This is a genomic window from Helicobacter mustelae, from assembly GCF_900476215.1.
In the GTDB taxonomy this organism is placed as follows: Bacteria; Campylobacterota; Campylobacteria; order Campylobacterales; family Helicobacteraceae; genus Helicobacter_H; species Helicobacter_H mustelae.
Genome location: NZ_LS483446.1, coordinates 1,270,132 through 1,296,076, shown reverse-complemented (window position 1 = coordinate 1,296,076; position 25,945 = coordinate 1,270,132). Strand labels below are relative to the sequence as shown.

General features: G+C 44.0%; 28 protein-coding genes and 1 pseudogene. 17 read left to right on the top strand and 12 right to left on the bottom strand.

What is annotated here, in order from left to right:
• Positions 1-8: 8 nt before the first annotated feature.
• The 5 genes from ilvC to DQN48_RS06185 all read right to left on the bottom strand — a co-directional run bounded on the left by ilvC (position 9) and on the right by DQN48_RS06185 (position 5,573).
• Positions 9-1,004: a ketol-acid reductoisomerase gene (gene ilvC / locus DQN48_RS06205; RefSeq protein WP_373973440.1), complete on the bottom strand. Its 996-nt coding sequence runs from the start codon at positions 1,002-1,004 to the stop codon at positions 9-11.
• A gap of 24 nt (positions 1,005-1,028) precedes the next feature.
• A complete protein-coding gene (gene ilvN / locus DQN48_RS06200) occupies positions 1,029-1,502 on the bottom strand; it encodes an acetolactate synthase small subunit (RefSeq protein ID WP_013023502.1) in 474 nt (157 codons plus the stop codon).
• On the bottom strand, positions 1,502-3,190 hold the full coding sequence (ilvB, locus tag DQN48_RS06195; protein WP_013023501.1) for a biosynthetic-type acetolactate synthase large subunit: 1,689 nt from the start codon (positions 3,188-3,190) through the stop codon (positions 1,502-1,504). The genes ilvN and ilvB overlap by 1 nt, the downstream gene beginning before the upstream one ends.
• An 8-nt stretch (positions 3,191-3,198) precedes the next feature.
• Complete coding sequence (gene ilvD, locus DQN48_RS06190; protein WP_013023500.1) at positions 3,199-4,881, bottom strand: dihydroxy-acid dehydratase; 1,683 nt, start codon at positions 4,879-4,881, stop codon at positions 3,199-3,201.
• Positions 4,882-5,129: 248 nt separating this feature from the next.
• Complete coding sequence (locus DQN48_RS06185) at positions 5,130-5,573, bottom strand: GatB/YqeY domain-containing protein (protein ID WP_013023499.1); 444 nt, start codon at positions 5,571-5,573, stop codon at positions 5,130-5,132.
• 59 nt (positions 5,574-5,632) lie between these two features.
• Between DQN48_RS06185 and flgH the strand changes: the two genes are divergently transcribed.
• From flgH to pseI, 5 genes are all read left to right on the top strand, one after another.
• Positions 5,633-6,328 carry a flagellar basal body L-ring protein FlgH gene (flgH, locus tag DQN48_RS06180; protein ID WP_013023498.1) on the top strand — a complete coding sequence of 232 codons (696 nt, stop codon included), beginning with the start codon at positions 5,633-5,635 and terminating at the stop codon, positions 6,326-6,328.
• Complete coding sequence (gene pseF / locus DQN48_RS06175; protein WP_013023497.1) at positions 6,328-7,020, top strand: pseudaminic acid cytidylyltransferase; 693 nt, start codon at positions 6,328-6,330, stop codon at positions 7,018-7,020. The genes flgH and pseF overlap by 1 nt, the downstream gene beginning before the upstream one ends.
• Before the next feature lie 184 nt (positions 7,021-7,204).
• Positions 7,205-8,050 carry a hypothetical protein gene (locus DQN48_RS06170; RefSeq protein ID WP_148213331.1) on the top strand — a complete coding sequence of 282 codons (846 nt, stop codon included), beginning with the start codon at positions 7,205-7,207 and terminating at the stop codon, positions 8,048-8,050.
• Positions 8,051-8,052: 2 nt separating this feature from the next.
• Positions 8,053-8,595, top strand: a complete 543-nt coding sequence (pseH, locus tag DQN48_RS06165; protein ID WP_013023495.1) for a UDP-4-amino-4,6-dideoxy-N-acetyl-beta-L-altrosamine N-acetyltransferase — start codon at positions 8,053-8,055, stop codon at positions 8,593-8,595.
• Positions 8,549-9,580: a pseudaminic acid synthase gene (pseI, locus tag DQN48_RS06160; RefSeq protein ID WP_013023494.1), complete on the top strand. Its 1,032-nt coding sequence runs from the start codon at positions 8,549-8,551 to the stop codon at positions 9,578-9,580. The genes pseH and pseI overlap by 47 nt, the downstream gene beginning before the upstream one ends.
• Here the strand turns inward: pseI and fur are convergent, their stop codons facing one another.
• On the bottom strand, positions 9,581-10,033 hold the full coding sequence (fur, locus tag DQN48_RS06155; protein ID WP_013023493.1) for a ferric iron uptake transcriptional regulator: 453 nt from the start codon (positions 10,031-10,033) through the stop codon (positions 9,581-9,583).
• Positions 10,034-10,168: 135 nt separating this feature from the next.
• Here fur and DQN48_RS07910 point away from each other — a divergent pair.
• The 5 genes and pseudogenes from DQN48_RS07910 to carA form a co-directional block, all read left to right on the top strand.
• Positions 10,169-10,954 (top strand): annotated as a pseudogene (locus tag DQN48_RS07910) (methyl-accepting chemotaxis protein); the annotation flags it as partial.
• Positions 10,931-11,479, top strand: a complete 549-nt coding sequence (locus DQN48_RS07905) for a CZB domain-containing protein (protein WP_373973438.1) — start codon at positions 10,931-10,933, stop codon at positions 11,477-11,479. The pseudogene DQN48_RS07910 and the gene DQN48_RS07905, both read left to right, overlap by 24 nt.
• A complete protein-coding gene (locus DQN48_RS06145) occupies positions 11,476-13,395 on the top strand; it encodes a transglycosylase domain-containing protein (RefSeq protein ID WP_013023491.1) in 1,920 nt (639 codons plus the stop codon). The genes DQN48_RS07905 and DQN48_RS06145 overlap by 4 nt, the downstream gene beginning before the upstream one ends.
• Before the next feature lie 63 nt (positions 13,396-13,458).
• Positions 13,459-14,007, top strand: a complete 549-nt coding sequence (locus DQN48_RS06140) for a DUF507 family protein (RefSeq protein ID WP_013023490.1) — start codon at positions 13,459-13,461, stop codon at positions 14,005-14,007.
• Entirely contained in the window at positions 14,007-15,128 is a 1,122-nt protein-coding gene (gene carA / locus DQN48_RS06135) for a glutamine-hydrolyzing carbamoyl-phosphate synthase small subunit (RefSeq protein WP_013023489.1), read from the top strand. Before DQN48_RS06140 ends, carA begins: the two co-directional genes overlap by 1 nt.
• A gap of 270 nt (positions 15,129-15,398) precedes the next feature.
• On the opposite strand, the gene DQN48_RS06130 is transcribed toward carA, so the two are convergent.
• The 4 genes from DQN48_RS06130 to DQN48_RS06115 are packed head-to-tail and all read right to left on the bottom strand — an operon-like array spanning position 15,399 to position 19,389.
• On the bottom strand, positions 15,399-15,686 hold the full coding sequence (locus tag DQN48_RS06130; protein WP_013023488.1) for a hypothetical protein: 288 nt from the start codon (positions 15,684-15,686) through the stop codon (positions 15,399-15,401).
• Between the two features lie 13 nt (positions 15,687-15,699).
• A complete protein-coding gene (locus tag DQN48_RS06125) occupies positions 15,700-17,016 on the bottom strand; it encodes an NFACT family protein (RefSeq protein WP_013023487.1) in 1,317 nt (438 codons plus the stop codon).
• A gap of 2 nt (positions 17,017-17,018) precedes the next feature.
• Positions 17,019-18,527, bottom strand: a complete 1,509-nt coding sequence (locus DQN48_RS06120; RefSeq protein WP_013023486.1) for a DNA repair protein RecN — start codon at positions 18,525-18,527, stop codon at positions 17,019-17,021.
• A 25-nt stretch (positions 18,528-18,552) separates the two neighbouring features.
• Positions 18,553-19,389: an NAD(+)/NADH kinase gene (locus DQN48_RS06115; protein WP_041913380.1), complete on the bottom strand. Its 837-nt coding sequence runs from the start codon at positions 19,387-19,389 to the stop codon at positions 18,553-18,555.
• Between the two features lie 105 nt (positions 19,390-19,494).
• On the opposite strand from DQN48_RS06115, the gene DQN48_RS06110 reads away from it, so the two are divergent.
• Entirely contained in the window at positions 19,495-20,313 is an 819-nt protein-coding gene (locus DQN48_RS06110) for a sulfite exporter TauE/SafE family protein (protein ID WP_013023484.1), read from the top strand.
• Between the two features lie 98 nt (positions 20,314-20,411).
• On the opposite strand, the gene DQN48_RS06105 is transcribed toward DQN48_RS06110, so the two are convergent.
• The gene (locus DQN48_RS06105; protein WP_013023483.1) at positions 20,412-20,681 is read right to left on the bottom strand and encodes an EscU/YscU/HrcU family type III secretion system export apparatus switch protein; all 270 of its coding nucleotides are present in this window, start codon (positions 20,679-20,681) and stop codon (positions 20,412-20,414) included.
• A 2-nt stretch (positions 20,682-20,683) separates the two neighbouring features.
• The gene (gene ribE, locus DQN48_RS06100) at positions 20,684-21,295 is read right to left on the bottom strand and encodes a riboflavin synthase (protein ID WP_013023482.1); all 612 of its coding nucleotides are present in this window, start codon (positions 21,293-21,295) and stop codon (positions 20,684-20,686) included.
• Positions 21,296-21,447: 152 nt separating this feature from the next.
• Here ribE and DQN48_RS06095 point away from each other — a divergent pair, with 152 nt between their 5' ends.
• From DQN48_RS06095 to DQN48_RS06075, 6 genes are read left to right on the top strand one after another with little or no spacing between them, the layout of a single operon-like run.
• Positions 21,448-22,212: a TatD family hydrolase gene (locus tag DQN48_RS06095; RefSeq protein WP_013023481.1), complete on the top strand. Its 765-nt coding sequence runs from the start codon at positions 21,448-21,450 to the stop codon at positions 22,210-22,212.
• A 45-nt stretch (positions 22,213-22,257) separates the two neighbouring features.
• Entirely contained in the window at positions 22,258-23,367 is a 1,110-nt protein-coding gene (locus DQN48_RS06090; RefSeq protein WP_013023480.1) for a lytic transglycosylase domain-containing protein, read from the top strand.
• A 32-nt stretch (positions 23,368-23,399) separates the two neighbouring features.
• Positions 23,400-24,326, top strand: a complete 927-nt coding sequence (locus DQN48_RS07790) for a septal ring lytic transglycosylase RlpA family protein (RefSeq protein WP_049762236.1) — start codon at positions 23,400-23,402, stop codon at positions 24,324-24,326.
• Positions 24,327-24,923: an imidazoleglycerol-phosphate dehydratase HisB gene (hisB, locus tag DQN48_RS07785; RefSeq protein ID WP_013023478.1), complete on the top strand. Its 597-nt coding sequence runs from the start codon at positions 24,327-24,329 to the stop codon at positions 24,921-24,923.
• Positions 24,920-25,417 (top strand): KdsC family phosphatase, encoded by a 498-nt coding sequence (locus DQN48_RS06080; protein ID WP_013023477.1) that lies wholly within the window; start codon positions 24,920-24,922, stop codon positions 25,415-25,417. Before hisB ends, DQN48_RS06080 begins: the two co-directional genes overlap by 4 nt.
• Complete coding sequence (locus DQN48_RS06075) at positions 25,398-25,943, top strand: hypothetical protein (RefSeq protein ID WP_013023476.1); 546 nt, start codon at positions 25,398-25,400, stop codon at positions 25,941-25,943. Before DQN48_RS06080 ends, DQN48_RS06075 begins: the two co-directional genes overlap by 20 nt.
• The last annotated feature ends 2 nt before the right edge of the window (positions 25,944-25,945 follow it).

Below are 25,945 nucleotides of genomic sequence, written 5' to 3'. Positions count from 1 at the left end.
GAAGATTCCTATTTTCTTTTTACAAAGGGCATCATTTCGCGCAGCATTGTGCCGACTTTTTGCATCGGATGATTTGCCTCAGCTTGGCGCATCTGTTTAAATTCTGGGAAACCTGCTTTGTTATCTGCGATGAATCCCTTGGCAAACTTTGCATTTTGGATGTCTTGTAAAACCTCCTTCATATGCGCTTTGGTGTCTTTTGTGATGACGCGTTTGCCTGAGAGATAGTCTCCATATTCTGCGGTATTGGAGATGCTCTCACGCATGGCATGAAAGCCTCCCTCATAGATGAGATCTACGATGAGTTTTAGCTCATGACAAACCTCAAAATAAGCAATTTCTGGCTGATATCCCGCTTCGATCAATGTCTCAAATCCCGCCTCCATGAGCTTAGTGACCCCACCGCAGAGCACTGCCTGCTCCCCAAAGAGATCGGTTTCTGTTTCTTCTTTAAAGCTTGTTTCCAAAACTCCCACGCGAGTAGCGCCAATGCCTTGTGCATAAGATAGTGCCAGGGATTTTGCATTGCCACTAGCATCTTGATGGATGGCAAAAAGTGCTGGCACGCCAAAGCCCTCGGTAAATGTGCGGCGCACCAAATGACCGGGTCCCTTGGGTGCTACCAAAAACACATCCACATCCTTTGGCGGGTTGATGACTTCATAATGGATATTAAACCCATGGGCAAAGACTAGCGCCTTTCCTGGCTGCAAAGAGGGCGCGATTTCTTTTTGATAGATCTCTCCTTGGAGTTCATCAGGAGCCAAAAGCATGATGAGATCTGCTTTTTTTGTTGCCTCACTCACGCTCAAAACCTCAAAACCATCTTCACGTGCACTTTGGGCGGATTTCCCTTCGCGAAGCCCGATGATGACCCTATGCCCTTGATCGCGCAGATTTTGTGCATGCGCATGACCCTGGGATCCATAGCCAATGATTGCGATGGTTTTTCCTTCTAGTACATTTTTTTCAACAGAATCTTGATAATAAACTTTTGCCATAATTTTCTCCTTAATTTTATTTTGAGGTTATCCTCTCTTTAGACTTGTAATCCCTGTGCGTGCGATCTTTTTGATCCCATAGGGGCGCAGGATCTCGATGCAGGCACGGATTTTCTCCTGTGTTCCTACCACCTGAATGGTTAGGGTCTTTTGTCCCACATCCACGATATCTGCCCGAAAGGGCAAAATGAGCGAGTGGATCTCTGTGCGCATGGATGGGGGCGCATGGATTTTGATGAGTGCCAGCTCGCGCTCGATGTGGGGCTCTTCTGTGATGTCAGAGGCCTTGAGCACTTCGATTTGCTTGTGAATTTGCTTGATGACCTGCTCTGCCTCTGCAAGGTTTTCGATTTGAATGACAATGGTCATGTGCGAAATGTCTTTTTCAGCCTCACCCACTGTGATGCTCTCAATATTGAATTGGCGCCGATTCAAGACGCTGATAATGCGATTCAAAACCCCTGCGTGATTATAAACTATTGCAGTAATTATGCGCTTCATTATTGCACCCCTATCATTTTGTCATTTGGCATGCCAGAGGGTACCATGGGCAGCACACTCTCATCTCTGGGGATGAGCACCTCGATGACAATGGAGCCCTTGTGCGCAAACGCACGCGCAAGGTCTTCTTCTAGCGTGAGGGGATTTTCTATTCGCACTCCAGCGATTCCATAGGCTTTTGCTAGGAGCATGAAATCTGGCTGCGTGCTAAATTCTGAGGCAGAATAGCGCTTATTGTGAAATTCCCCCTGCCACTGATGCACCATGCCAAGTACTTTATTGTTAAAAAGTACAAATTTCACATTGAGCTCATTTTCATTGAGAATGGCCAATTCCTGGTTGGTCATCTGGAATCCTCCATCTCCTACAAATACAACCACATCCGCATCCCTGTGAGCAAAGGCTATGCCAATGCCCGCAGGGATCCCATAGCCCATCGTGCCAAGCCCGCCGCTAGTAACCAATTGACGCGGGAAGCTAAAGGGATAAAATTGCGCGACCCACATTTGGTGCTGTCCCACATCCGTGGCTACATATGCGCGGTTTTTGGTGATTTTCCCAATAATCTCAATGACCTTTTGAGGCTTGATGACCTCTGTGCTATCTTTGTATCCAAAGGGATGGCGCTGCTTTCGCATAAGGCAGAGCTTTTGCCATTGTTCAATCTCTGATGGGGGGATCTCTGCTTCTAGCATTTGCTTGATGGCATTTTTGCTATCCCCGACGATGGGAATATCCGTGGAGATGATCTTGCCAATTTCCGCAGGATCGATATCAATATGCGCAATGCAGGCATGGGGAGCGAAATGACTAGGCGAGCTAGCTAGGCGATCATCAAACCTGCTTCCAATGTTGATGAGTAAGTCGCATTCACACAACGCCATGTTGGCACTAAAGCTCCCATGCATGCCACCCATGCCCAAAAAGTATTCATAATCACTAGGAATCACCCCAAGTCCCAAAAGCGTAGAAACCACAGGCAACCCATAGCGCTTGGCAAATAAAAATATTTCTGCACCCGCGGGAATTGCACCAGCCCCTACAAGCAAGAGAGGCTTATGAGAGTATGCAAGCTTTTGCATGAGCTTTTGGACTTGTTGATGGGAGGGAGTGAGCGTGGGCTGATAGCTTGGCATATTTATGGCATTCCCAGATTTTTCTAGTCTTGAGAGGGGTAGTTCTTGCAAGGTGATATTTTTGGGTAAGTCAATGAGCACAGGCCCCATTCTCCCAGTTGTGGCGATGTGAAAGGCCTCATCAACAACGCGTTTTAGCATGGCAACATCGCGTACTTGATAGTTGTGTTTGGTGATGGGCAGTGTCATGCCTAGCACATCGGCTTCTTGAAAAGCATCTTTGCCGATGCCTGCAGTGCCCACCTGCCCCGTGAAAATGATGATGGGGACAGAGTCACTCATTGCATCTGCAATTCCTGTGATGGCATTGGTTGCGCCTGGACCGCTGGTAACAACGACGACTCCTGGTTTCCCGGTGGATTTTGCATAGCCTTGGGCAGCATGCACTGCTCCTTGTTCGTGACGGGTGAGGATGTTGGGGATCTTGCAATCATATAAGCCATCATATAGAGGCAATACAGCACCACCTGGGTAGCCAAATATTAACTCCACTCCCTGATCTTGGAGGCATTTGAGCAATATGCCAACCCCTGATATTTTCTCTGTTTCCATACTCTCTCCTAATTTTTAGGGAGCTGCATAATCCCTCCTGTATGTGCAGAGGTAACTAATGCGCTATATCTTGCTAACCAGCCTGTCTTTACCTTGGGTGTGAATTCCTTCCTTCCTTTTTGTCTTTCTGCAAGTTCTTGTTCGCTCAGATTGAGGTGAATGGTTCGCTCTAGGAGATTGATGAGAATCTCATCCCCATCTTTGATAAGCCCAATAGGCCCTCCAGAGGCTGCTTCTGGAGAAATATGCCCTACAGCGATTCCTCTTGTCGCACCAGAAAATCTCCCATCAGTGATCAATGCGACATCTCTGCCCAGTCCCCTGCCTACAATGCTAGAAGTAGGGGCAAGCATCTCTGGCATCCCTGGTCCTCCCTTGGGACCTTCATAGCGAATCACTACGACATGCCCTTTTTTGATAATGCCCCCATCAATTGCCTCAATGGCCTCATCATGAGAGTCAAAGCAAATGGCTCTCCCTTGGAAAATCTGGATATCTGGATCCACGCCACCCACCTTGATCACGCTGCCCTCTGGTGCGATGTTCCCATAGAGGATGGAGAGTCCCCCACAATGGCTGTAGGGATCCTCTTTGGTGCGAATGACTTGCTTATTTTTGATGCTGGCATTTGCGACATTTTGGGCTATGCTCTTCCCGCTCACAGTGATTCGATCCCCATGGATGGCATTGGGCAAAGACAGCAATTCCTTAATAATCGCAGAAACCCCGCCTGCCTCATGCACATCATGCATCGAATAGATGGAAGAGGGGGCGATTTTAGACAAATAGGGGATGTGCTTAGCAATTTCATTGATGCGATTTTGATCATAGGCAATGCCCGCCTCATTGGCAATTGCTAGAGTGTGTAACACCGTATTGGTCGATCCTCCCATGGCCATATCAAGTGCAAAGGCATCATCAATTGCCTCTTTGGTGATGATATCACGAGGCTTGATGTCCTTTTTGACAAGTTCCATGAGGCGCAGCGCAGAAGTTCGCACAAGATCCTTGCGCTCTTTTGAGGTTGCTAGGATGGTGCCATTTCCTGGCAGTGCAAGCCCTAGGATTTCAAGTAGGCAATTCATGGAATTTGCAGTAAACATTCCTGCACAAGATCCACAGCTTGGGCAAGCATTTTGCTCCATGAAATCAAATTCCTCTTTGCTGATCTTGCCCTGTTGGTATGCTCCTACAGCCTCAAACATGCTAGAAAGTGTAATCGTATTGCCATGAGAATCCTTGCCTGCTTGCATGGGCCCACCTGAGCAAAAGATGGCAGGAACATTAGTGCGCACTGCTGCCATGACCATCCCAGGAGTGATTTTGTCGCAGTTTGGAAGGTAAAAAACCCCATCAAACCAATGTGCATGAATTACGGTTTCTGCGCTATCAGCAATAAGCTCTCGACTAGGAAGGGAATAGCGCATGCCAATATGCCCCATAGCAATGCCATCATCCACCCCAATGGTGTTAAATTCAAAAGGAATTCCTCCGGCTTCTATAATCGCCTCTTTTGCGATGTCTGCAAGCTCTCTTAGATGGGTGTGTCCTGGCACAATATCAATATGGGAATTGCAAATAGCAATAAAGGGCTTGTTCATATCTTCTTGGTTTTTCACTTTTCCTGTGGCATAGAGTAGACTCCTTGCAGGTCCTGCATGGATCCCTTGCTTGATTTTATCGCTGCGCATCCTTGTCTCCTTATGGGGCTTGTGGCTTCTGCCACCAGTGTAATTATTGTATTATATTTTTCTCAAATATTGCAGAAAAAGAAAAAGGCTACAGAACTTTCTTAAAAAAGCAAACTCCAAAAACTTGCGCGAAAAATAATGAAGTTTGGTGGGAATCCTGGTGTAAATCCGACTTGATTTTTAGCGCAGCACTGTGATGCTCCTAGAATTTGGTGCAGCCATGTGCACAGTACTAGGAATAGTGAGGCTTATTTTTCTGCCAAAAGATCTTTTAAGATGGCAGAGATTCTCCTGCCATCAGCACTCAGATTTTTTGTCTCCTGCATCACCTTGCCCATGTCCTTTGGCCCATTGGCTCCAGTATTTTTTATGATGATTTGCAGAGCGTCTTTAATCTCTTGGTCATCTAGCTGTCTTGGTAGATAGGAGGCAATAATCTCCATTTCCTTGCTCTCTTTGGCAAAGAGATCCTCCCTGCCTCCATTTTGATATGCGCTGGCTGCATCCTGGCGCTGTTTGTAGGCAGTTTTTAGGATCTTTATGACATCTTCATCCCTTAAAATAATCCTCTGATCTACCTCTACTTGCTTGAATGCGCTATTTAGTAGGCGCAGGGTATCGCGCTTGAAATGATCACCGCTTTTCATTGCCTCTTTGAGGTCTTCTTGGATTTGTCCTTTGATCTTGCTCATGGAAGTCCTTATTTCTGGAATAAAACTTGCTTTATTATAGCAAAGAATGAAGGACGAAAATGAAATTTTTACACTTTTTACTCGCAGGTTCTGTGCTTTTGGCCTATCAGCCTGAGATTGAGATGAACCCCCCTGAGTATGTAGAAGAAATGCCTGCAAGGGATTTTGTCCCTGATTTTGCTAAGCCTGGCAGCCTCTTTGGCCAGGGGGATAAGCCGCTATTTTCTGATAGGCGTGCCATGCGCCCCTATGATCTCATCACTGTGATCATCAATGAGAATTCTAGCGCTAATTATTCTTCTTCCAAATCTTATAACAACAATTCCAGTGGCAATTCCACCTCCCCTAGACTGCAATACAATGGCACCGATCCCAATAGGCTTCGTCAGACTCAAGATCTCGATGATCGCACCAATTACACAATGACAAAACCTAGCAGTAATTCCACATTCAAAGGTGGTGGGACGCAGAGCAAGAGTGAAAGTCTTAGCCTTGTGATCACAGCACGCATTGTTAAGGTACTAGAAAATGGGAATTATTTTATTTATGGTAAAAAAGACATTCTTGTGGATGGGGAAAAACAAATGATAGAGGTCAGTGGTGTGGTACGCCCCTATGACATCAATCGTGACAACACTGTAGAGTCCAAATATCTAGCAGATGCTAAGATCCAGTATGCAAATGTCGGAGATTTGAGTAATACCAGCAAGAAAAAATTTGCCACGGATGCGATGGATACAGAATATCCGTATTGATGATGAAAAAAGTAGCAATCATCCCAGCACGCGGGGGAAGCAAAAGAATCTTTAAGAAAAATATCAAGGATTTTTGTGGCAAGCCCATTCTTGCCTATTCGATTCTTTTGGCCCAAGAGACTGGGGTCTTTGATTGCGTGGTGGTGAGCAGTGATGATGCAGAGATTTTGGAGGTGGCCAAGAATTATGGTGCCAATCCCCTGCAGCGCCCCCAAGATTTGAGCAATGATACTGCTGCTACTTTGCCAGTGATGGCCCATGCAGTAGAGAGTCTGGGGCTAGGATTGAGGGATTTGGTTTGCTGCATCTATGCCACGGCACCTCTTTTGGAACAAAAATATGTATTGCAGGGCATGGAGGCTCTTTTGCAAAATCCCAGTAAAAACTATGCTTTTGGTGTGGCAGAATTTGCAAACTCCCCACTGCGAGGATTCTTTATCCAAGAAGAGGTAATTGAGTTGTTATTCCCCCAGTATCAGTTTGTGCGCTCGCAGGATTTGCAAAAAATCTATCATGATGCTGGGGCATTTTACTGGGGCTATGCGCAGAGTTTTTTGGAGCAAAGGTGGATTTTTGGTGCTCACTCCCTGCCCATCCTCCTGCCCAAAATGATGGTGCAGGATATTGACACGATGGATGATTGGAATCTTGCAGAAATCAAGTATAAAATGAAGCATGCCAAAACCCTCTAAAAAATCTTTTTTGAAAATACCAAAGCATTGTCGCAAATCCTCGAGCCAATTCTCTGAAATCAGGCCAAAATCCCCCATCATTGCCATGCCAGCCTGGGAAAATCTCCCAAGATCCCACCCAAAATCTCAAAATTCTAGCGCGCCAAATGTTGGAGTTTTTTGCCAGTCTGGGGCTAGGGTGGGGATGGGGCATTTTAGTCGCTGTGTTTTGCTGGTGGATTTATTAAAGAGTCTTGGGGTTTGTGTGGAATTTTATCATTATGATGATAGCGCCAAGATGCCTCTAGCAGAGGGGATTTTGCCTCTATTAGAGGGGTTAGATGTGGCTATCATTGATAGCTATGAGATTTCTAGCTCGCAGTTTTTAGAGATTGCCCACAGGGTCAGGAGGCTTATGATTATTGATGATGTTGCAAGGATTTCTTTTCCGCCTGGCAGCGTGATTCTCAATGGTGGAATCCACACAAAAGAGCTTTATGCAGGGCATTTGGGCCCTGTTTATGCGGGATTGGAATATATGATTTATGACAAAACCTTTTGCCAAAATAAAATCATTGCCCCCAAGATCCAAAGAATTTTGCTATGTTTTGGGGGGAGTGATGAGGGGAATTACACCCAAAGGGTGACAAAAATCCTAGAAAAGCTGGAGTATGATGTAATTATCGTGCTTGGAGCGCATTATGTCCATCATCTCTCCACGCATTTTGAGGTTTTGCGAAATATCGATGCCAAAAAACTGGCCTGGCTTTTTGCGGAGGTGGATTTGGCGATTGTATCAGGGGGGAGGATGGTCAATGAGGCCATTCTCTCCCAAGTGCCCACCTTGGTGCTGCCCATCGCAAAGAATCAAGAACACCAAGTGGGGATTTATGATGCGATGCATCTGGTGCAAAAAACTTCTTTAGAGGATTTGGCCCAAAAAATCCCTCTCCTTGATTTTGCCACCAGAGAGGCAATGGCGCGAAATTGTGCTAGGATGCAATTTGGAAGCAGGCTCAAAGATTGCTTGCTAGAAATTCTAAGGGGGTGAGGATGGCTAAAATTTTTTGTTTTGCTGGCATGGATGCGATCAACTTCATTGATTTGAGTGAGGAAGAAATTTTCCAGGTGCTAGCATTTCGCAATCATCCAGAGATCTCACGATGGATGTATGATGCTAGCCCCATCTCCTTGCAGAGGCATTTGCAATTTTTGGAAAATCTCAAACACAGCGCTTCTTCTTGTTATTGGTTGTTCAAAAAAGAAGGCCAAGCCCTTGGAGTGGGGTCCATTACTCGCAGGAATTTCTCGCATAAATCCGCGCATTTTGGGCTTTACAAAAATCCCAATGAGAGGCGCGCTGGTGATGGGATTTTGCAATTTTTGGAGCATATTGCCTTTGACCACCTAGGCTTGCACTCTGTGGTGCTAGAGGTGATGGAAGAAAATCAAAGGGCCATTGCCTGCTATGAGCGCAATGGCTTTGTACGCACAGGGACATTGCAAGAATATGTCTTTGTTAATCAACAATATCAGGATGTGTTTATCTATGGAAAAATTAACCCCCAGCATTCCCCTTCTTGTAGCAGAGATTAGTGCCAATCATAAGCAAGATCTCCTTCTTGCCAAGCGTCATATGCAAGCGGCTAAACATGCAGGCGCACATGCCATAAAGATCCAAACCTATCGCCCCTCTTGCCTCACCTTGGATAGCAGGGATGTTATTTTTAGGATTGAGGGAGACTCTCCTTGGGAGGGAAGATATCTCTATGATCTTTATGCAGAGGCATGCCTGCCCTGGGAATGGCATGGAGAGCTCTTTGCCTATGCAAAAGAAATAGGGATTGAGCTTTTTAGCTCGCCTTTTAGTCTAGAGGCATTGGAGCTTTTGGAATCTCTAAACTGCCCGCGCTACAAAATCGCAAGCTTTGAATGCATCGATCCCCTCTTCATCTATGAGGTGGCATCTACCAAAAAGCCCATCGTCCTCTCCACTGGCATTGCGCTAGAAGAGGAGATCAAAGAGGCTTTGGAGATGTGTGAGAAAGCGGGCAATTCTGACATCACGCTTTTGCAATGCACAAGCTCCTATCCCGCGCCGCTAAAAGAGGCAAATTTATTGGCAATGCAGCGCTTTGGAGAATATGGTGTGAAATTTGGATTGTCTGATCATACCTTAGGCTCGCTGTGTGCCATCATTGCTGCAGTACTAGGAGCAAGCATGATTGAGAAGCATTTTATTTTAGAGCGTAGTCTTGGCGGGGTGGATAGTAGCTTTAGTATGGAGGCAGAGGAGTTTGCCCAAATGGCTGCGCAGATCCAGGATAGCATTTTAGCCCTGGGGGATCCTCATCATAAAAAAACCTTAGAAGAATTGAGGGGAAAACGTGTTTTTGCACGCAGTCTCTTTGTGAAAAAACCCATCAAAAAAGGAGAGCGCTTCACGCGCGAGAATATCGGCTCTTTTCGTCCTAATCATGGGATGCATCCAAGATTTTTCTCTGATATTTTGGGGAGGAGGGCAAGCAGGGATTTGGAATTTGCCAAGCCTTTACTTACTCAAGATATTTGCAAGGATTAATTATGTTTGTTTTTGGCATTTTTTGCATACGACAAAAAGTCGCATATCATGGCTAATGAGCCTGCATTCATTTGCCGCAGCAATTTTTAGCTGTCTCTCTTCGATTTTAGAGTCTACAAATTCTGTGATACCCCCACATTCAAGACAAATGATGTGATCATGATGGCTTTTTGCTGCGATTTCATAGCGTTTGCCATTTTTGTCCATTTCAAGAGTGGTGATGAAATGCTCCTTTTCTAGGAAGTTTAGGATTCGATAGATGGAAGAGATGCTTGTATTTTTGTCTTTAATGCGGATTTCATTTGCGATTTCCTCTGGGCTTAGATGCCTACGATTTTTATAAAGCACACTAAGGATTTCTTCTCTTTGCTTGGAATTTTTCAGGCCATTTTTTTTGATAGAAACCCTTAATCGCTCTAGAATCGATTCTAATGTCTCAAGTCTATTTTGCATTTTTGTTCCTTGGATCAGCTATGATTAGCATTTTTGATGCGTATTATAGCATATATTCTCATTATGGATGGGAACAAAAAAGCATGCAAAACCTCAAGAATAAAGGCTATAATTCCACCTAAAAATGACTAGGAGATGAAAGTGTTTGGAAATTCTAAGGAAATCGCGTTGCGCATTGCGCAGAAAAATTCAGAAATTGAGGCGTTGAATCAAGAGCTTGCGCAATACAGGGAGATGGCCTTTTTGTATACAGAGGGGATTGTGCTTTTGCTGCAGGATGGGAGGGTGATTTTTCGCAACAAAGAAGCTCAGACATTTGGAGAAGATGAGCTTTTGAGGCTTGATTTTTCCAAGCAGGAAGTGATGTTAAGAGAGAGGAACTATCATGTGCACCAGCATAGGATTGGTGATTGCATCTGCTATATACTCAAAGATGGGCAGCAGGGATTCCTCCCTCAATCTGGCAAAAGAGATTTGTTCCTTGGCTATTTTGCTTCCCTAAAGGAGGGATTTTCTGAGACCCAGATTTCTTTGCAAAATATCTTGCAAGAGCTTAAAGAAATTCTAACGGAGGCCCAAAATGGGCAAAAAATCGGCTTGGAGGGACTGGGTCTTAGCGAGGAGACTCTAGGAGATATGAAAGAGCTCTATGTAAAAATGCAAGGCGTGATGTCTCTAGCGCATTCCTTGATGCAGCGCAGCAATGACATTACCAGTGTGATTTCTTTGATTGATGACATCGCAGAACAAACCAATCTCCTAGCACTCAATGCCGCCATTGAAGCTGCGCGTGCCGGGGCTCATGGCAGGGGATTTGCTGTGGTGGCAGATGAGGTGAGGAAGCTTGCAGAAAAGACCCAAAAGGCTACCAAGGAGATTGCCATCGTGGTCAAATCCATGCAGCAAGAATCCAGCGACATCCAATCTGGCATCGAGATCACCAACAAGGTCGCAGGCGATATGAAGGTACGAATCGAAAAACTCCATGATGCAGTCAATGATTTTAAAACCCGCTCCACATTTGCAAAGTATGCTGTGCAAAATTCCAATAACCAAGTCTTTTGCACCCTTGCAAAACTCGATCATGTCATTTATAAAAACAATCTCTATGCGTTTGTCTTCAAGCTTAGTGATACCTTCAATCAAGTCGATCATACGCAGTGTCGCCTGGGCAAATGGTATTTTGAGGGTGAGGGCAAAAGGGACTTTTCTGATACACAGGGCTATAAAAAACTCGATTCCTATCATATGCAGGTGCATAATAGCGCTAATTCGCTGGTGCGATCCATTAAGCAAAAGACAGAAAACATCCAAGAGATTATTGATGAAAAAATCCAGACAATGGAGCAAGCAAGCAATGGGGTCATGGAATGCATCAATGAAATGTATGCCCAAAAGCATGCGTATTTTGCTGAAGAAAAGCGCAAGTTAGAGGAAAAGCATTGATTTTCAAAAAAAAGACATGGTTTGTTTTATTTTTGATTTTGTCTGGGGGATTGTTGTTTTGGCTATTCATCGTGTGGGTGAGCCTGCAGGAGGATGTCAAAAAGCTAAAAAATTATAAACCACAGCTTACCACGCAGATTCTTGATCGAAAAGATCGGCTGGTAGCCAATGTTTTTGGCAGCCAGTTCCGATTTTATGCGCGCTTTGATGAAATCCCCCCGAGGATGATTGAAGCGCTTTTGGCTGTGGAAGATACACTGTTTTTTGAGCATCATGGCATCAATTATGATGCGATTTTGCGTGCTTCCATCAAAAATCTGCGTCATGGCAAATATTCTGAGGGAGGCAGCACTCTCACCCAACAATTAATCAAAAATACAATCCTCACACGCGACAAGACGCTCTATCGCAAGATTAAAGAGGCTATGTTAGCCATTGAGATTGAATCGATACTAAGCAAAGAAGAGATTTTGGAGCGTTATTTGAATGATACATTTTTGGGACATGGTTATTTTGGAGTCAAGGCAGCGGCCCTTGGATATTTCAAAAAATCCCTCGATCAGCTCACTCTCAAAGAAATCACCATGATCGCGGGCCTGCCGCGCGCACCAAGCTATTATGACCCCACCAAAAATATGGATTTTTCCCTTGCACGTGCCAATAATATCTTGGAGAGAATGTATAACCTTGGATGGATTGGGGAGAGTGAGTATCGTAGTGCATTGGTGGAGATCCCAGAGGTTTATAATCAGACCCTAGCTCAAAATCAAGCTCCCTATGTCGTGGATATGGTTTTAAAACAGCTAGATTACATCCAAGATCTTAGGACTGGGGGTTATGTGATCAAAGTGGGCATTGATTTGGATTATCAAAATATCGCCCAAAAGGTGATGGAGCGGGGCTATGAACATGCAATCAAGATTAATAAGTTAGAAAAAGGAAATATGCTCAATGGAGCAATGGTCGTCACGCAGGCAAAAACTGGTGAGATTTTAGCGCTCATTGGCGGCATTGATTATAATAAAACCTCATTTAATCGAGCCACTCAAGCTCGTCGACAAATTGGCAGCACCATCAAGCCCTTTATCTACCTCAATGCCTTTGACATGGGATATTCTCCTGCTACCATGATCCCAGATGTGGCACGGAGTTTTGGCAAGGATGATGAGTACTGGCGCCCCAAGAATGCGGCAAATTCCTTCAATGGGATCGTGAGCTTGCGTTATGCGCTCATTCACTCCCTCAATCTTGCTACCATCAATCTCGTAGACACGGTGGGATTTGAGAAAACCTATAATGCCCTAGAGCGCTATGGCTTCCATCCTGCCACAAAAAATCTCACGATTATTCTGGGCAGCTTAATTGTCACTCCCATTGATTTGGCGCGTGCCTATTCGATTTTTTCTAATCATGGGACCATGATTGAGCCAAATCTCATCAAAGAAGTCATCAAGCCAAGTGGTGTCAAAGAATATTTCCACCCCAATCAAGAAGACATCACCTCTCCCCAGCAAGCATATCTAGTGACTTCAATCTTGGAAGAAGTCGTGAAAAATGGAACTGCGCGCAGAGCCAGGGTGCGAGGGATGGATGTGGCTGGCAAAACAGGCACGACAAACAATAATAATGATGCATGGTTTTGTGGTTTCACTCCAGATATCCAGATTGTGATTTGGTTTGGCAATGACAATAATGGCTCCATTGGGCGCGTGGGTGGCGGGGCTAGTATCGTGGCGCCTGTGTTTTCAGATTTTATCAATCATGTTCTAAAAATTGACCCAGCACTTGGGAGGAATTTCCGCATTCCTGATGGTGTTTATCAAAAGACTATTGATGGAACCAAGTATTTTTATACTGATATTTCTAAGCTGCCAGAGAAGAAGATTACAGAAGAGGAAAATCAGTTAATCTTTTAGGATTTTTATAAAAGATTTATGGAAAACTCGTTAAAATGAGCCATTCAATCAAAGGGGTGCGCAATGAAATTGAAAACAACTCATGTTCCTTATGTGGCCAATAAAATTGCCATTGACATTGCAGGTTCAAATCTTTTGGAGGTCAAAACTTCTCTAGAAAATATTGCAAAAATCGCTGGGGAGGTTTTGGAGGAGGGAATCAAAAAAGAAATGCAGATTGATGCAAAAGCAAAGCAGCTTATCGAGGAGAATCTAGAAAATATTGAGTTCATGCGCGCAGATGAAAAACAGCTTTTTTGGATGATTAAGCGCCAGATCGCCAATGATGAGAATTTTTCTCTCTCCTGGGAGGATCGCTATAATGAACTCTCTCATAAGCTCTTGGATGAATTGATCTTGGAGGGGTTTATCAAAGTAAGGGTGAGTGAAAATCTTGTGAAAAATCTCATCTTCAAATCCATTGACCTGTATGCCAAGGTGTATGAAGATGTCGAAAGTGCAGTATTTGATAAGTTAAAAAATTATAAGCGAAAATTGATTGTGGGCACAGAGGAATATGAGCTCGTCTTTGAGAAGATGTATCAAGAGGAACTAAAGAGAAGAGGTTTTTAGTGCAAGAGGCTTGGGTTTATTTAGAAAATGGGATGTTTTTTGAGGCCTCCTCTTTTGGCGCGCAGGGTAGCAGCGTGGGCGAGATCGTCTTTAATACCTCGATGAGTGGATATCAAGAGATCATCACAGACCCCAGTTATGCAGGGCAGTTTGTGGTTTTTAGCATGCCAGAGATTGGCATAGTGGGGGCCAATCCCCAGGATGCAGAGTCAAAGACTCCGCATTGCAAGGGGATTTTGGTGCGAGAGTATAATGAGTATTTTTCTAATTTCCGTGCCAAAGAGAGTCTAGACTTGTTGCTAAGGCGGTCTAATATCATGGGGATAGCTAGGGTGAATACCAGAGATCTCATCAAAACAGTGCGCCAGGAAGGCTCCATGATGATGATTGCCTCTACTGAGATCTCTGACAAGCAAGAGTTGCGCCAGATGCTAAAAAAATCCCAACGCATCGAGGAGATAAATTACATCAATCTTGTTTCTACCAAATCCTCCTACAAACACCAAAGGGGTGTTTTTGATTTTGAGACATGGGACTATGAGCCCTCAAAAACCAAGAAAAACATCATCGCCATTGATTTTGGAATCAAGACAAATATCCTCAATGAACTCACTGCAGCGGGGCTTGAGGTGGAGATCCTGCCTCATAGCTTTTTGGCAGAAGATATCATTGCTCGTTTTGCCTCTGGTCAGATTCAGGGAGTATTTCTCTCTAATGGACCGGGGGATCCCATGATATTGCGCAAAGAGATTCAAGAGATCCAAAAACTCATCGTTGCAAAAATCCCCATGTTTGGGATTTGTCTGGGCCATCAATTGCTCTCCATCGCACATGGCTATGAGACTTATAAGCTCAAGTTTGGGCATCACGGTGGCAACCATCCTGTCAAAAACATGCAAACTGGCGAGGTAGAAATCACATCACAAAATCACAATTATTCTGTGCCAGAGAGTATTAAGGAGGTCGCAGAGATTACACATCGCAATCTTTTTGATGGCACGATTGAGGGCATCGCATATAGAGATGCACCCATTTTTTCTGTGCAATACCATCCAGAATCAAGCCCTGGCCCCAAGGAAGCCAGAAAGCTCTTTTTGAAATTTGCCAACATGATGAGCTAACCCTGTAGCACAGCGATTTTACCAATCACAAATTACACTGAGTTTTTTACTCTCTTTGGTTTTGTCCCTAGTTTTTTTTGTGTGATACTTTTTTTGTGTGACACTAGGTATTTTTGACTTTGCTATCGGGTCTTTTTGCAATTTTATTGCGCCTGATGCTATCGCCCCACTAGCACTTGAGGCTTTATGCTGCCACCTGTTTCCCCACGCTTGATTTTCATGTCTTGAGTGCCCCCCTCACTGAGCCTGCACATTTCCATCAGAGATGGGTTAGGCCTTGACATCTAGGAGATGAGAGGTGTGGGAGGAGGTCTGTGTCTCTTCTTCTGATGGATTTTTTTCACCCTTGCCTTGCTCTTGGAAGCTTTGCTGATTTTGTCTCTGGGTGTCTTTGTCAATCTTGTTTGCATCTTCAGTTGGGCGGGTTTCCTCGATATTTTTTAGCTTGTCTTCAAATTCTTGTGAAACCCCAGGTGTGATATCATGGCGGATTGTTGCGGCAGTGGCTTGAGTATTTTGGTTGATGTAGGTGATGTTTCCAATCGGAGAGATTGCCATGGGAACTCCTTGATTATTTTTTGTAACTCAGGGTTTGGTGTTTTGCATACACCACATTGGCCCTTTCTTTGATTTTTACAAATTTCCTCAAGGTATAATCGACTTCAAAATTCCCTTTTCCAACACAATCAAGCCCCACAAGGATTTCTCCGGCTTTTTTGATGACATGTGGGGGCACTTTTGTTTTGCCACAGTGGATGATCATATGTGAGGATGGGATGTCTCTGATATGTAGCCAAATGTCATTTGCCCTGGCAGTTTCTAGGAGTTCTTGATTTTCTGCTTGATTCTTCCCCAAAGAAATCTTGAAATTCTGGATGAAAAAACTCTCAAACTTGTGTTCTTTCTTTTTGTTTTGCTTTTGTGGTTTGAGGATGAGGAGATTTTCTAGTGCATTGGTGTGTGTGATGAAATCAATCTCACGCTCCAAAAACCTTATCTTATCCTCAAGATTTTGGCGCTGGATGGCAATTCCTTTTGCTTTTTGTGTGATTTTTTTGCTCTGGGAAAATCTTGCATTCACCAGGTCTTGAGGTGAGGCATAGGGTTTTTCTATGGTGATGGTGATGGGATTTTGGCAGAAATCTTGCAGGGTTATTTCTGTGGCATAGGGGGGGATTTTGTGGAGATTTGCAAGCAGCAGCGTAGCCTCATCGCTAAGTTTTTTTGCGGTTTCTAAAAGTGTAGATTTTTCTGGGAGTGTGCTTAGCAAATCTTTTAGCTTGGTGCTTTTTTTGGTGAGTTGCCCTAAGAGTGTCTGTTTTTTGCTTGTTAGTTGTTTTTCTAGCATCTGTGCGTAATTTTGCCTCAATTGCTCAAAAAGAGAGTCCTTATCATAGGGGAGATCTGGGAAATGTCCCTCTCTTTGGAAGAGGGGTTCTAGGATTTGTCCCACTTTGATTTCGCGTGAGCTTTTGGAGGGGTTGATGTGGCGCAATGCCTCTAGGATTTTGTGATTTTGGTCTGTGATGATGGCATTGGTGTGCTTGCCAGTGAATTCAAAATGCAGAAAAAAAGCAAAGCTCTTGTAAGCATTATTTTGCACACAGGAAAAAATCAAGATTCGATTATTCCCATCAATAGAGCAATCCTTTAGCTTTGCATGCGTGCAAAGCTTTTGGAGCAGGATGTCAAAAGGGGCCTGATAGACTTTTTTGCTCAAGATTTCAGGCGCTAGAAAAATCTGATTTTTCTGCTTGCTAAGATCAAAATAAAAACCCTCTCCATCAAGTTTTATATAAAAAAAATTATCTTCAATGCGCCTAATATGTGTGATTTCTTGATATTCTTTGAAAAGCCTTGCGATATTTTTGAGCCAAGAGAGCTGCATCCCTAGCCCCCCAGGTGCTTTTTAGCAAAATCTAGTGCCTCTTTTGTGATATTTGTCCCGCTAATCATCCTAGCCACCTCTTGGATTCTTTCTTTTAGATTTAACTCTTTGATTTGACTTCCTTTTGGTGTTTTGTACACCAGATAGTGATGATTGGCAAGGGCGGGCAAATGCGGCTGATGGGAGATTGCAAAGACCTGATAGCTTTGGGAAAGAATTTTTAGGATTTTTGCCACGCCCTCGCTCTCTTCTCCGCTAAGATTGGCATCGATCTCATCAAGCACCAAGATCCCAGTATTTTGATTATAGGCACAATCTAGGCAGATTAGGGCTAGGCGCAGGCGGTTGTACTCTCCCATGCTTAGATTCTGCACAGGACTCTCTTTGAGCTTGATTTCTAGCTCTTCAGTCCCATTTTCTGTTATGGCACAGGGGATGAGGGAGACTGCTAGGTGTTGGAGCTTTAGGGTTTGGCAGTTTTTTTCAAGCTCTTTTTTGAAAAGCTCTAGAAACTGCCCCCGCCATTTTGTGATTTCTTTGGCAGTTTGCTGGCATTGTTTTTCTAGCTCTTGGCATTGTTTTTCTAGCTCTTCTTTGTGGAAGCTTAGATTTTCATAATCTTTGAGTTTTTCTTTTTGAGTTTTTAGATGTGCAAGTGCACCCTCTATGCTTCCATAGCGCTGATTGAGAGAGGCGAGATTTGAGATACGCTCTAAAAGCTCTTCGGGCTCTATGCCTTCAAGATCTTGGAGTTTGTTATTTTGCTCTTGCAGAATTTCTTTTGCCTCAAGCAGGGAATCACTAAAATGAGGAAGTTCTATCTCACAGGCCTGCAGCGCATCATGGATGCAATCTAGATGATCAAAAGCCTGCAGTGCATAGGCGATCTTATCTTGGAGTTTTTCTTTTTTGGAGAGGGATTTCTTTAGCTCCATGAGTTTTTCGTATTCTCCAATTTTAGGGTTGATGGATGAGATTTTTTGGATCTCAAAGGATGCTAATTCCCTTAATTCCTGCAGATTTTGCTCTTTTTTTAGCAAATCTTGATACTCACTCTGACAATTTTTATACGCACAAAAGCTTTTCTTTAGGCAATCTAGCAATTCTTTGTAGCCTTTTTGGTGATGGATGATGAGGCAATCTAGTGTTTTTAGTAGATTTTGCGCTCGCAATTCTGCGGCATTTTTGAGCGAAATATGTTTGATTGCTGGAGCTAGGATGTTTTGTAGGGTTTTTTTTGCGATGATGTTGCCATTGAGGTTGTATCTGGTTTTTGGGTTTTTTTGGATGTGCAAAACCAGCTCTTCCTCACCCTCCCAAGGAATCCCAGAGATGAGGGTTTGGATGCTTTTGGCATTGCTCTCCCTAAGTCCAAAAACCCCCAGCAGTGACTCCATAAAAACCGACTTTCCACTCCCGCTAGCTCCGCTAAAGACATTGAGCCCTGCAAAGAGCTCTAGCTCCACGTTTTCAAACACTATATTTTCTTTGATTTTGATGTATTCAATCATTGGTTTTTCTTATTTGTTGTCCCATTTATTGCCCCCATTGGAATTTTTCTTTGAGGATTTGGAAATAATTGTAGTCATGAGCCTGGATGAGATAGCCTGGATGCTTTGCAGCGTGGATGGAGAGAGTGTCTTCTTTGGTAAGGGGGATTTTTTCTTGGCCATCAGTGATGAGTGAGCCCTGTGGATCGATCCTAAAATTGAGATTGCAGCTATCATGCAATACCATGGGGCGCTGGGTGAGTGTGTGGGCTGCGACGGGAGTGAGGAGGATGTTTTTGCACAAAGGATAAGCAATTGACCCTCCAGAGCTGATATTATAGGCAGTGGATCCTGTGGGAGTGGCGATGATTAGGGAATCTGCGCGATAGGTATTGAATTGCTGTTCATCAATGAAGGCATGGATTCTTAAGCACCCCCCAAGAAAATTATTTTTGGAAATCAAAAATTCATTCACAGCAATGCTGTGATGTGTGCCAATTTGTGCCTCTAGCAGCATATGGGCATTGATTTTATAATCCCCATTCTTCAAGATTTTGGCAAAGGAAGAGATGCTATCAGGATTGGTCGCTGTCAAAAAGCCAAGATTCCCGATATTGATGCCAAAGGCAGGGAGGTTGCAGCCATAGAGCCTGCGCATTAGCGAGATGAGTGTCCCATCCCCGCCAAGAGAAGACATTGCATCCACTTGCTTCACCATCTCAGAAAATGGCAGCGAAGCGACATTTTTGCTAATCTCTGTACGCTCTAGCAGTACCTTTATCCCCTCTTTTTCAAAGGCTTTTTGGATTTGGGAAAACAAATCGATGATATGGGGGGTATTGGGCCGTAAAACCACGCCAATTATGCGAATACTTTTTTGCATCTTGATCCAAGAATTTTTGTGCAATTGTAGCAAATTATGCCATCCATTCAAAAACAATCACTATAGTACATCTCGCGCGTTTTTTATACCAGGAAGCGAGGAAATATGGATTTTTTGTACATGCTTGTGGGGGTGTTTTCTGGAATCACTTCTGGGCTTTTTGGATTGGGGGGTGGGACGGTGATTGTGCCGGTGATGACGAGCCTTGGTTTTAGCATGCATCATGCTGTGGCAATTTCTGTATTTCAGATGATTTTTGCCTCTACTTTTGGGTCTATTATCAACTACAAAAAACGCCTATTTTCTCTGCGTGATGGTATTTTTTTGGGCATTGGGGGCATGATTGGTGCGAGTTTTAGCGGCTTGGTGCTGCAGGTTTTGAGCGAAGTCTTACTGACTTTTATTTTTTTGTGTTTGATGTGTATCTCCCTTTATAAATTCCTCACAAAAAAATCCAGTCACAAGCTCAAAGAAACAGAATTCCGCGATCAAAAACTTCGCTATGCCAGTGTGATGATTTTTGCAGGGGCATTCACTGGGGTCTTTGCCATTTCTCTTGGCATTGGCGGAGGGCTGATTTTGATTCCGATTTTGATGTATTTTCTAGGATTTGATGCCAAAAAAATTAGCGTATTGTCTTTGTTTTTTATCATTTGTTCTTCTGTTTCTGGAGCGATTTCTTTTTTCCGCCATGGCGTGATTGATGAGGAGGTTTTGCATATTGGGATGGTCGTTGGCATCAGTGCCATGGTGGGAGTGAGCATCGGGATTCATCTCATCCAAAAAATCTCATCAAAATCTCATAAGGTCATATTGACACTCATTTATATTTTTTCGATCCTAGTCACGGGCTCGCATTTCCTCCAAAAAGCCTCCCCGCTCATCCAAAAAAACCTCCCCTTCCTCCAAAAACTCTCTACTTGATTTGTTGCGCTTGTGCTGGGATTTGCTTGGGTCAAGGCAGAGGAATCCACCAAGCTCCCTGCGCTAAAACACTCTCCCTCAAAAACCCAGTGGCTCCATCAGGGATTATGGCTTGCTTGAGCTTTTTTCTCGCAATGCTCCAGCCAGATAAATACCTCTACCACGCCCTGATAGAGTTCTGGAGGGATTTGGCTATCAATCTCTATGCCAATGAGGGAATCTACCAATGCTGTATTACTAAATAGTGGCACATCATATTCTCTGGCTTTTTGGATGATTTGCTCTGCGATGGTTCCCTTGCCTGAGGCCACGACCTTGGGAGCGGAATTTTGATAGGGGGCATAGGCGAGTGCAGCAGCTTTTTTCATGGCTAGTAACTTAGCAAAAACGAATCTAGGGCATCCCAGGTTGTGGTCTTTGTCTTGCCTTGCATAAGCGTGGCAATACTGCGCACAATCATATCGGTTTCTATGTTCACGCGCCTTCCTATTTTGTAGGTATGAAAAAGTGTCTGGGAGAAGGTGTGAGGGATGAGGACAAGTTCAAAAAAATCCTCTGAAATCCCCGCGATGGTGAGGCTCACCCCATCGATGCAAATGGATCCCTTGGGAATGCAAAGGGCTAGGATTTCTTTTGGGGCCTTAATTTGCATCTCTATTTGATTGGCTTTTTTGGTGATTTTTTTGATGCTTCCCACCCCATCAACATGCCCCTGCACAAGATGCCCATCAATCCTTGTATGCAGGCTTAGCGCTGGCTCGATATGCACTTGTTTTTGGTAATTTTCTAGCGCGATTGTCTTTTGGGTATGCGCGCTAAGTTCTAATGCAAAGCCTTTTTCAAAGCATTCTATGACAGTGAGGCACACCCCATTTACTGCGATGGAATCCCCAATTCCTGGCTGATGGGCTGCTTCTAATTTGAGGATGTTATTTTTGAATTCCTTGACTTTAGCAATCTCTTGGATGAGTCCATTAAACATTCTTACTCTTCTGTTACAATTGCTGGGCATTTTAACCAAAATAAAGAAAATTAAACCCCTTGGCTTTAGGGATTTCCTCTACGAAGAAATCTGGGGCTAATATCAGAGGGCGTAGATAAGAGGGCTTTTAAGCAAGAAAGGAGAGAAGAGATATGTTTGTGGATACGCATTGCCACCTCAATGATGTGTGCTTTGTGCCTGATGTGGATGAGGTGATTGCTAGGGCTAGGAGTAAGGGGGTGGAGCGCTTCCTCATCCCAGGGGCCAATCCCCTAGAGCTGCCCCAAGCCTTGGCGCTCTCAGAGCGATATGATTGTGTATTTTTTGCAGTGGGCATTCATCCCTGCGACATAAACAAAGGGGAGCTAGGGGATCTCATAGGATATGCCAAGCATCCCAAATGTCTAGCTATTGGAGAATGCGGGCTGGATTATTTCCGAGTGCCAGAAGAGGGGGTAGAGGCTTATAAAAATGCACAAAAAGAGCTTTTTTGTGCACACATAAAGCTTGCATTAGAGCTAGATAAGCCCTTGATTTTGCATGTTCGCGAGGCAAGCGAGGATGTGTATGAGATTTTGAGGGAGTATGAGGATGCGCGTGGGGTGCTGCATTGCTACAATGCCGATGAGATTTTGCTAAATCTTAGCAAGAATTTTTATTATGGCATTGGGGGGATTTGCACCTTTGGAAATGCCAAGAAAATCACTGCAGTGCTGCCAAAGATCCCAGAAGATAGGATTTTGTTAGAAACAGATGCACCCTATCTGGCTCCAGTACCATTTAGAGGCAAGCGCAACGAGCCTTCTCTCATCCCCATTATCGCCCAAAAAATCGCAGAAGTGAGGGGCATTTGTCTTGCAGAGCTAGAGCAAATTAGCACGCAAAATGCACAAAGAATTTTTGGCCTTGGTTCCTAGTTAGCAAAAAACCGTTAAAATGCTGGCTTCATTTCAAGGAGTTCTATGAGGAAATTTTCAAGAATCTTTGTTTTATTCTGCCTAGCATCTAGCGGGGTTTTTGCGGATTTTAATCGCATCAGCTATGATCGCTATAGCGAGGGAGTGCTCAATTCTTTTGGTGTGAGTGGAGCGTATCTAACCAAGTTGCAGGAGAAGAGTTTTTCTACCTCTAATCGCCTGCATACCAAGTGGGATTTTTTTCTGGAACAATTTGACAATGGTTATGAGTTCATCCCTGTGTTGCGCTCCATCATGGTTGAATCAGGAATTCCCCAAGAATTTTTATTTCTAGCAATGGCAGAATCTGGATTTTCCTTGCGCGCATATAGCTCTAAAAAGGCCGCAGGAATCTGGCAGATCATGCCAAAGACTGCCAAGATCTTGGGCTTAGAGATCAATGACTATCTAGATGAGCGTCGCGATCCCATCAAGAGCACCCAGGCTGCGGCAAGGTATTTGCGCTATCTTTACAAAAATACGGGCGAGTGGTATTTGGCAGCGATGGCATATAATTGTGGCATCGGTAATCTGCGAAAGGCGATTAAAAAAGCAGGGACCACAGACATTGAGACACTGCTTAGCGAAGAAAAAAAATACCTCCCCAGGGAGACGCGCGAGTACATCCGCATGATTTTGGAGATGTCTTTGGCATTTAATAATTATGAGCGCCTGCAAAATAGCGATAAGAAATACCTACTCAATCGCGGTGCAGCAGATAGCATTGTGGGTGTGCAGATCAAATCTGGAACGATGCTAGAATACATCGCCAGCCAGCTAGATATGTCACTCCTTGAGCTAAAAAAATACAATCGCCAATTTCGCTACAACTTTCTTCCCCCAGGCAAGGGAGATTATACCGTCTACATCCCCTATGAGAAGCTTTCTTATTTCAAGCAGGCCTATACGCCTGATGAAAATCCCAATCGCATCTTTGTGTTGCACAAAATCAAAAAGGGCGATACATTAAATCGACTTAGCAAAAAATACAAAGTCAGTGTGCAAGAAATTAAGCTTGCCAACCAAATGGAAAAAGTCTTTTTGAAGGTAAATCAAAAAATTATCATCCCTGTTGTGAGAGAAGAATATAAAAAGCTTGCCAATAAGGGGCTCTAGTGAAAAAATCTGCTTTGTGGATTTTTGTGGGGATGGTTTTTTTTCTAGGTTGTGCGCCACAAAGTTCTTACAAAGGTGGGGTGGGGGCTTTTAGTGATTTTGAGGATTATAAGGAGTGGAAGAAAAAGGGCTATACTGCAAATTTTGCCAATCAGTCCTATGGGGATTATAGCGCTAGCTTTGGGGGTGGAAATATTCCTGTTGAGATGTTTGAGAAAAATTCTTCGATGATGGTGGGCATGAGGGAATCCCCAGCAATCCAGCGCGCCACCATGATGCCTTACAAAATCGCTGGCAGATGGTATTATCCCAGTCGTGTGGATGTAGGAGATATCTTTGATGGAATCGCTAGCTGGTATGGTCCTAATTTCCATGAAAAAAAAACCTCCAATGGGGAAACTTACAATATGTATGCACATACGGCCGCAAGCAAAACCCTGCCCATGAATACAATTGTCAAGGTTTACAATAAAGAAAATGGTAAAATCACCATTGTTAGAATCAATGATCGCGGCCCCTTTGTGGATGGCAGGATTATTGATTTGAGCAATGCAGCAGCACATGATATTGGCATGGTCAACAAAGGCACTGCGCAGGTGCGCCTAGAGGTCATTGGCTTTGGTGGGCTGGTGGCTAAGAATTATGAGAAAAACTTCCAAAAAGATTTGAAAAAATCCTCTAGCACGCTGGAGAAAGAATTTAAGGTTGGGGATAGCAAGGAAACCGTTGAAGGCGGGCTTTTTGCGTTGCAAGTGGGGGTATTTCGCAAGGAAAGCGGTGCAAAGCAGACCCAAGAGCATTATGCAAAGCTGCTAGGAAATTCCAAAAACTATCAAGCTGATGCCAGACTTGATAGCGGACTTTACCGCGTGTTTGTGCGAGGTTTCAAGAGTGAGGATGAGGCCATGGATTTTGGTTTGAGCAATGGATTGGAAAATCCAATCATAATAAGGGAATAAATGAAGTATTTAGAGCGCAACACAAAAGAGACAAAAATCAAAGCAGGGCTTAGGATCTATGGCAGCGGTCAAGCGCGCATTGCTACAGATATTGCATTTTTTGATCATATGCTTGAGGCCTTAGCTAAGCATTCTTTAATGGATCTGGAATTGCAATGTATCGGCGATCTTGGGGTGGATTATCATCATAGCATAGAGGATTGTGGGATTGTTATTGGTACATTGCTTGGGGAATGCCTGTACCCTTTGAGCGGGGTGGAGCGCTTTGGTAATGCTAGCGTGGTGATGGATGAGGCCTGTGTGGAATGTGATCTGGATTTGAGCAATCGAGCATTTTTGCATTTTGATCTTGCACGCAAAAATCTAGGCGAGCAAATCCTGCAGGGGAATATCAGGGATTTTAATGTCGAGCTTATTGAGGAGTTTTTCCGTGCGTTGGCCATGCAGAGCCGTATCAGCATGCATCTCGCTCTCAAGCGTGGACACAATCTCCATCACATCATCGAGGCAGGATTCAAGGCATTTGCCCTGGCTTTGCGCAGAGCGATGAGCAAAAATGAGCGCATCCTCATCCCCAGTACAAAAGGTGCGCTATGATTACAATGATCTGCTTGGATGTGGATGGCACCCTCACAGATGGGAGGCTCTACTATGGGAATGATAACAAAGAGAGCAAGGCATTTTGTGTCAAAGATGGACTTGGCATTGCTTGCTGGCTTAAGCTCGGGCGCCAAGTAGCTTTGATCTCTGGGAGGGAGAGTAGGGCTGTGGAGCAGCGTGCTAGGGAGCTTGGCATCCAGGAGTGCCACTTGGGGGTGGAAGATAAGCGCAATGTAGTTGCATCCCTGCAGCAAAAATACCAGCTCAAAAAAGAGCAGATTGCTTGCATGGGAGATGATTTGAATGATTTGCCCATGTTTCTTGCTTGCGGATTTTGTTTTGTGCCTGCTAATGCCTCTGAGATCCTCAAAAAGCATGCGCACAAAATCTTATCTAGAGAGGGTGGCAGCGGCGCGGTGCGCGAGATGATTGATTGGCTGATTGTGCAGGAAAATTTAGAGGATAAGGTGCTTGAGTTTTTTAAAAAATAATTCCATTTCGCTGTTTTTTGTGGGGATTTTGTTGCTTGTCATCATTGCTCTACTTTCTTTTGATCCGCGTGGAGATGTGTTTATGGACACCGATAATGTAGACATCGCAAAGATTGAAGTGAAGGGTTTTAAGATGTATCAGATCAAAAAAGATATCACTGATGCCATCATCATGGGTGAGCAGGGTACCCAGTATAAGGATCATGAGAGCTTTAATAATGTATCCATTTCCCGCAGTCTAGAAAAGGGGCTTTTTGAGGATCTTGCAGCAAAGCATATCATCCGTAAGCAAGATGTCTATAGCTTTGATAATGGAGTGGATTATAAGCGTAGCGATGGAATTTCATTTTTTTCTGCCAAAGGGGTTTTGAATGCCAAAACAGAGGTGTTTCATGGCAAGGGGGATTTCTTGCTGCGCGATTCTCAGGGTGTCGTGCGGGGTAGGGATATTGTTTTTGATAAGAAAAATGAAAAGCTTTTGGCTCAAAACATCAGAGCAAAGATCCATCTAGAAGAGAAAAGATAAAC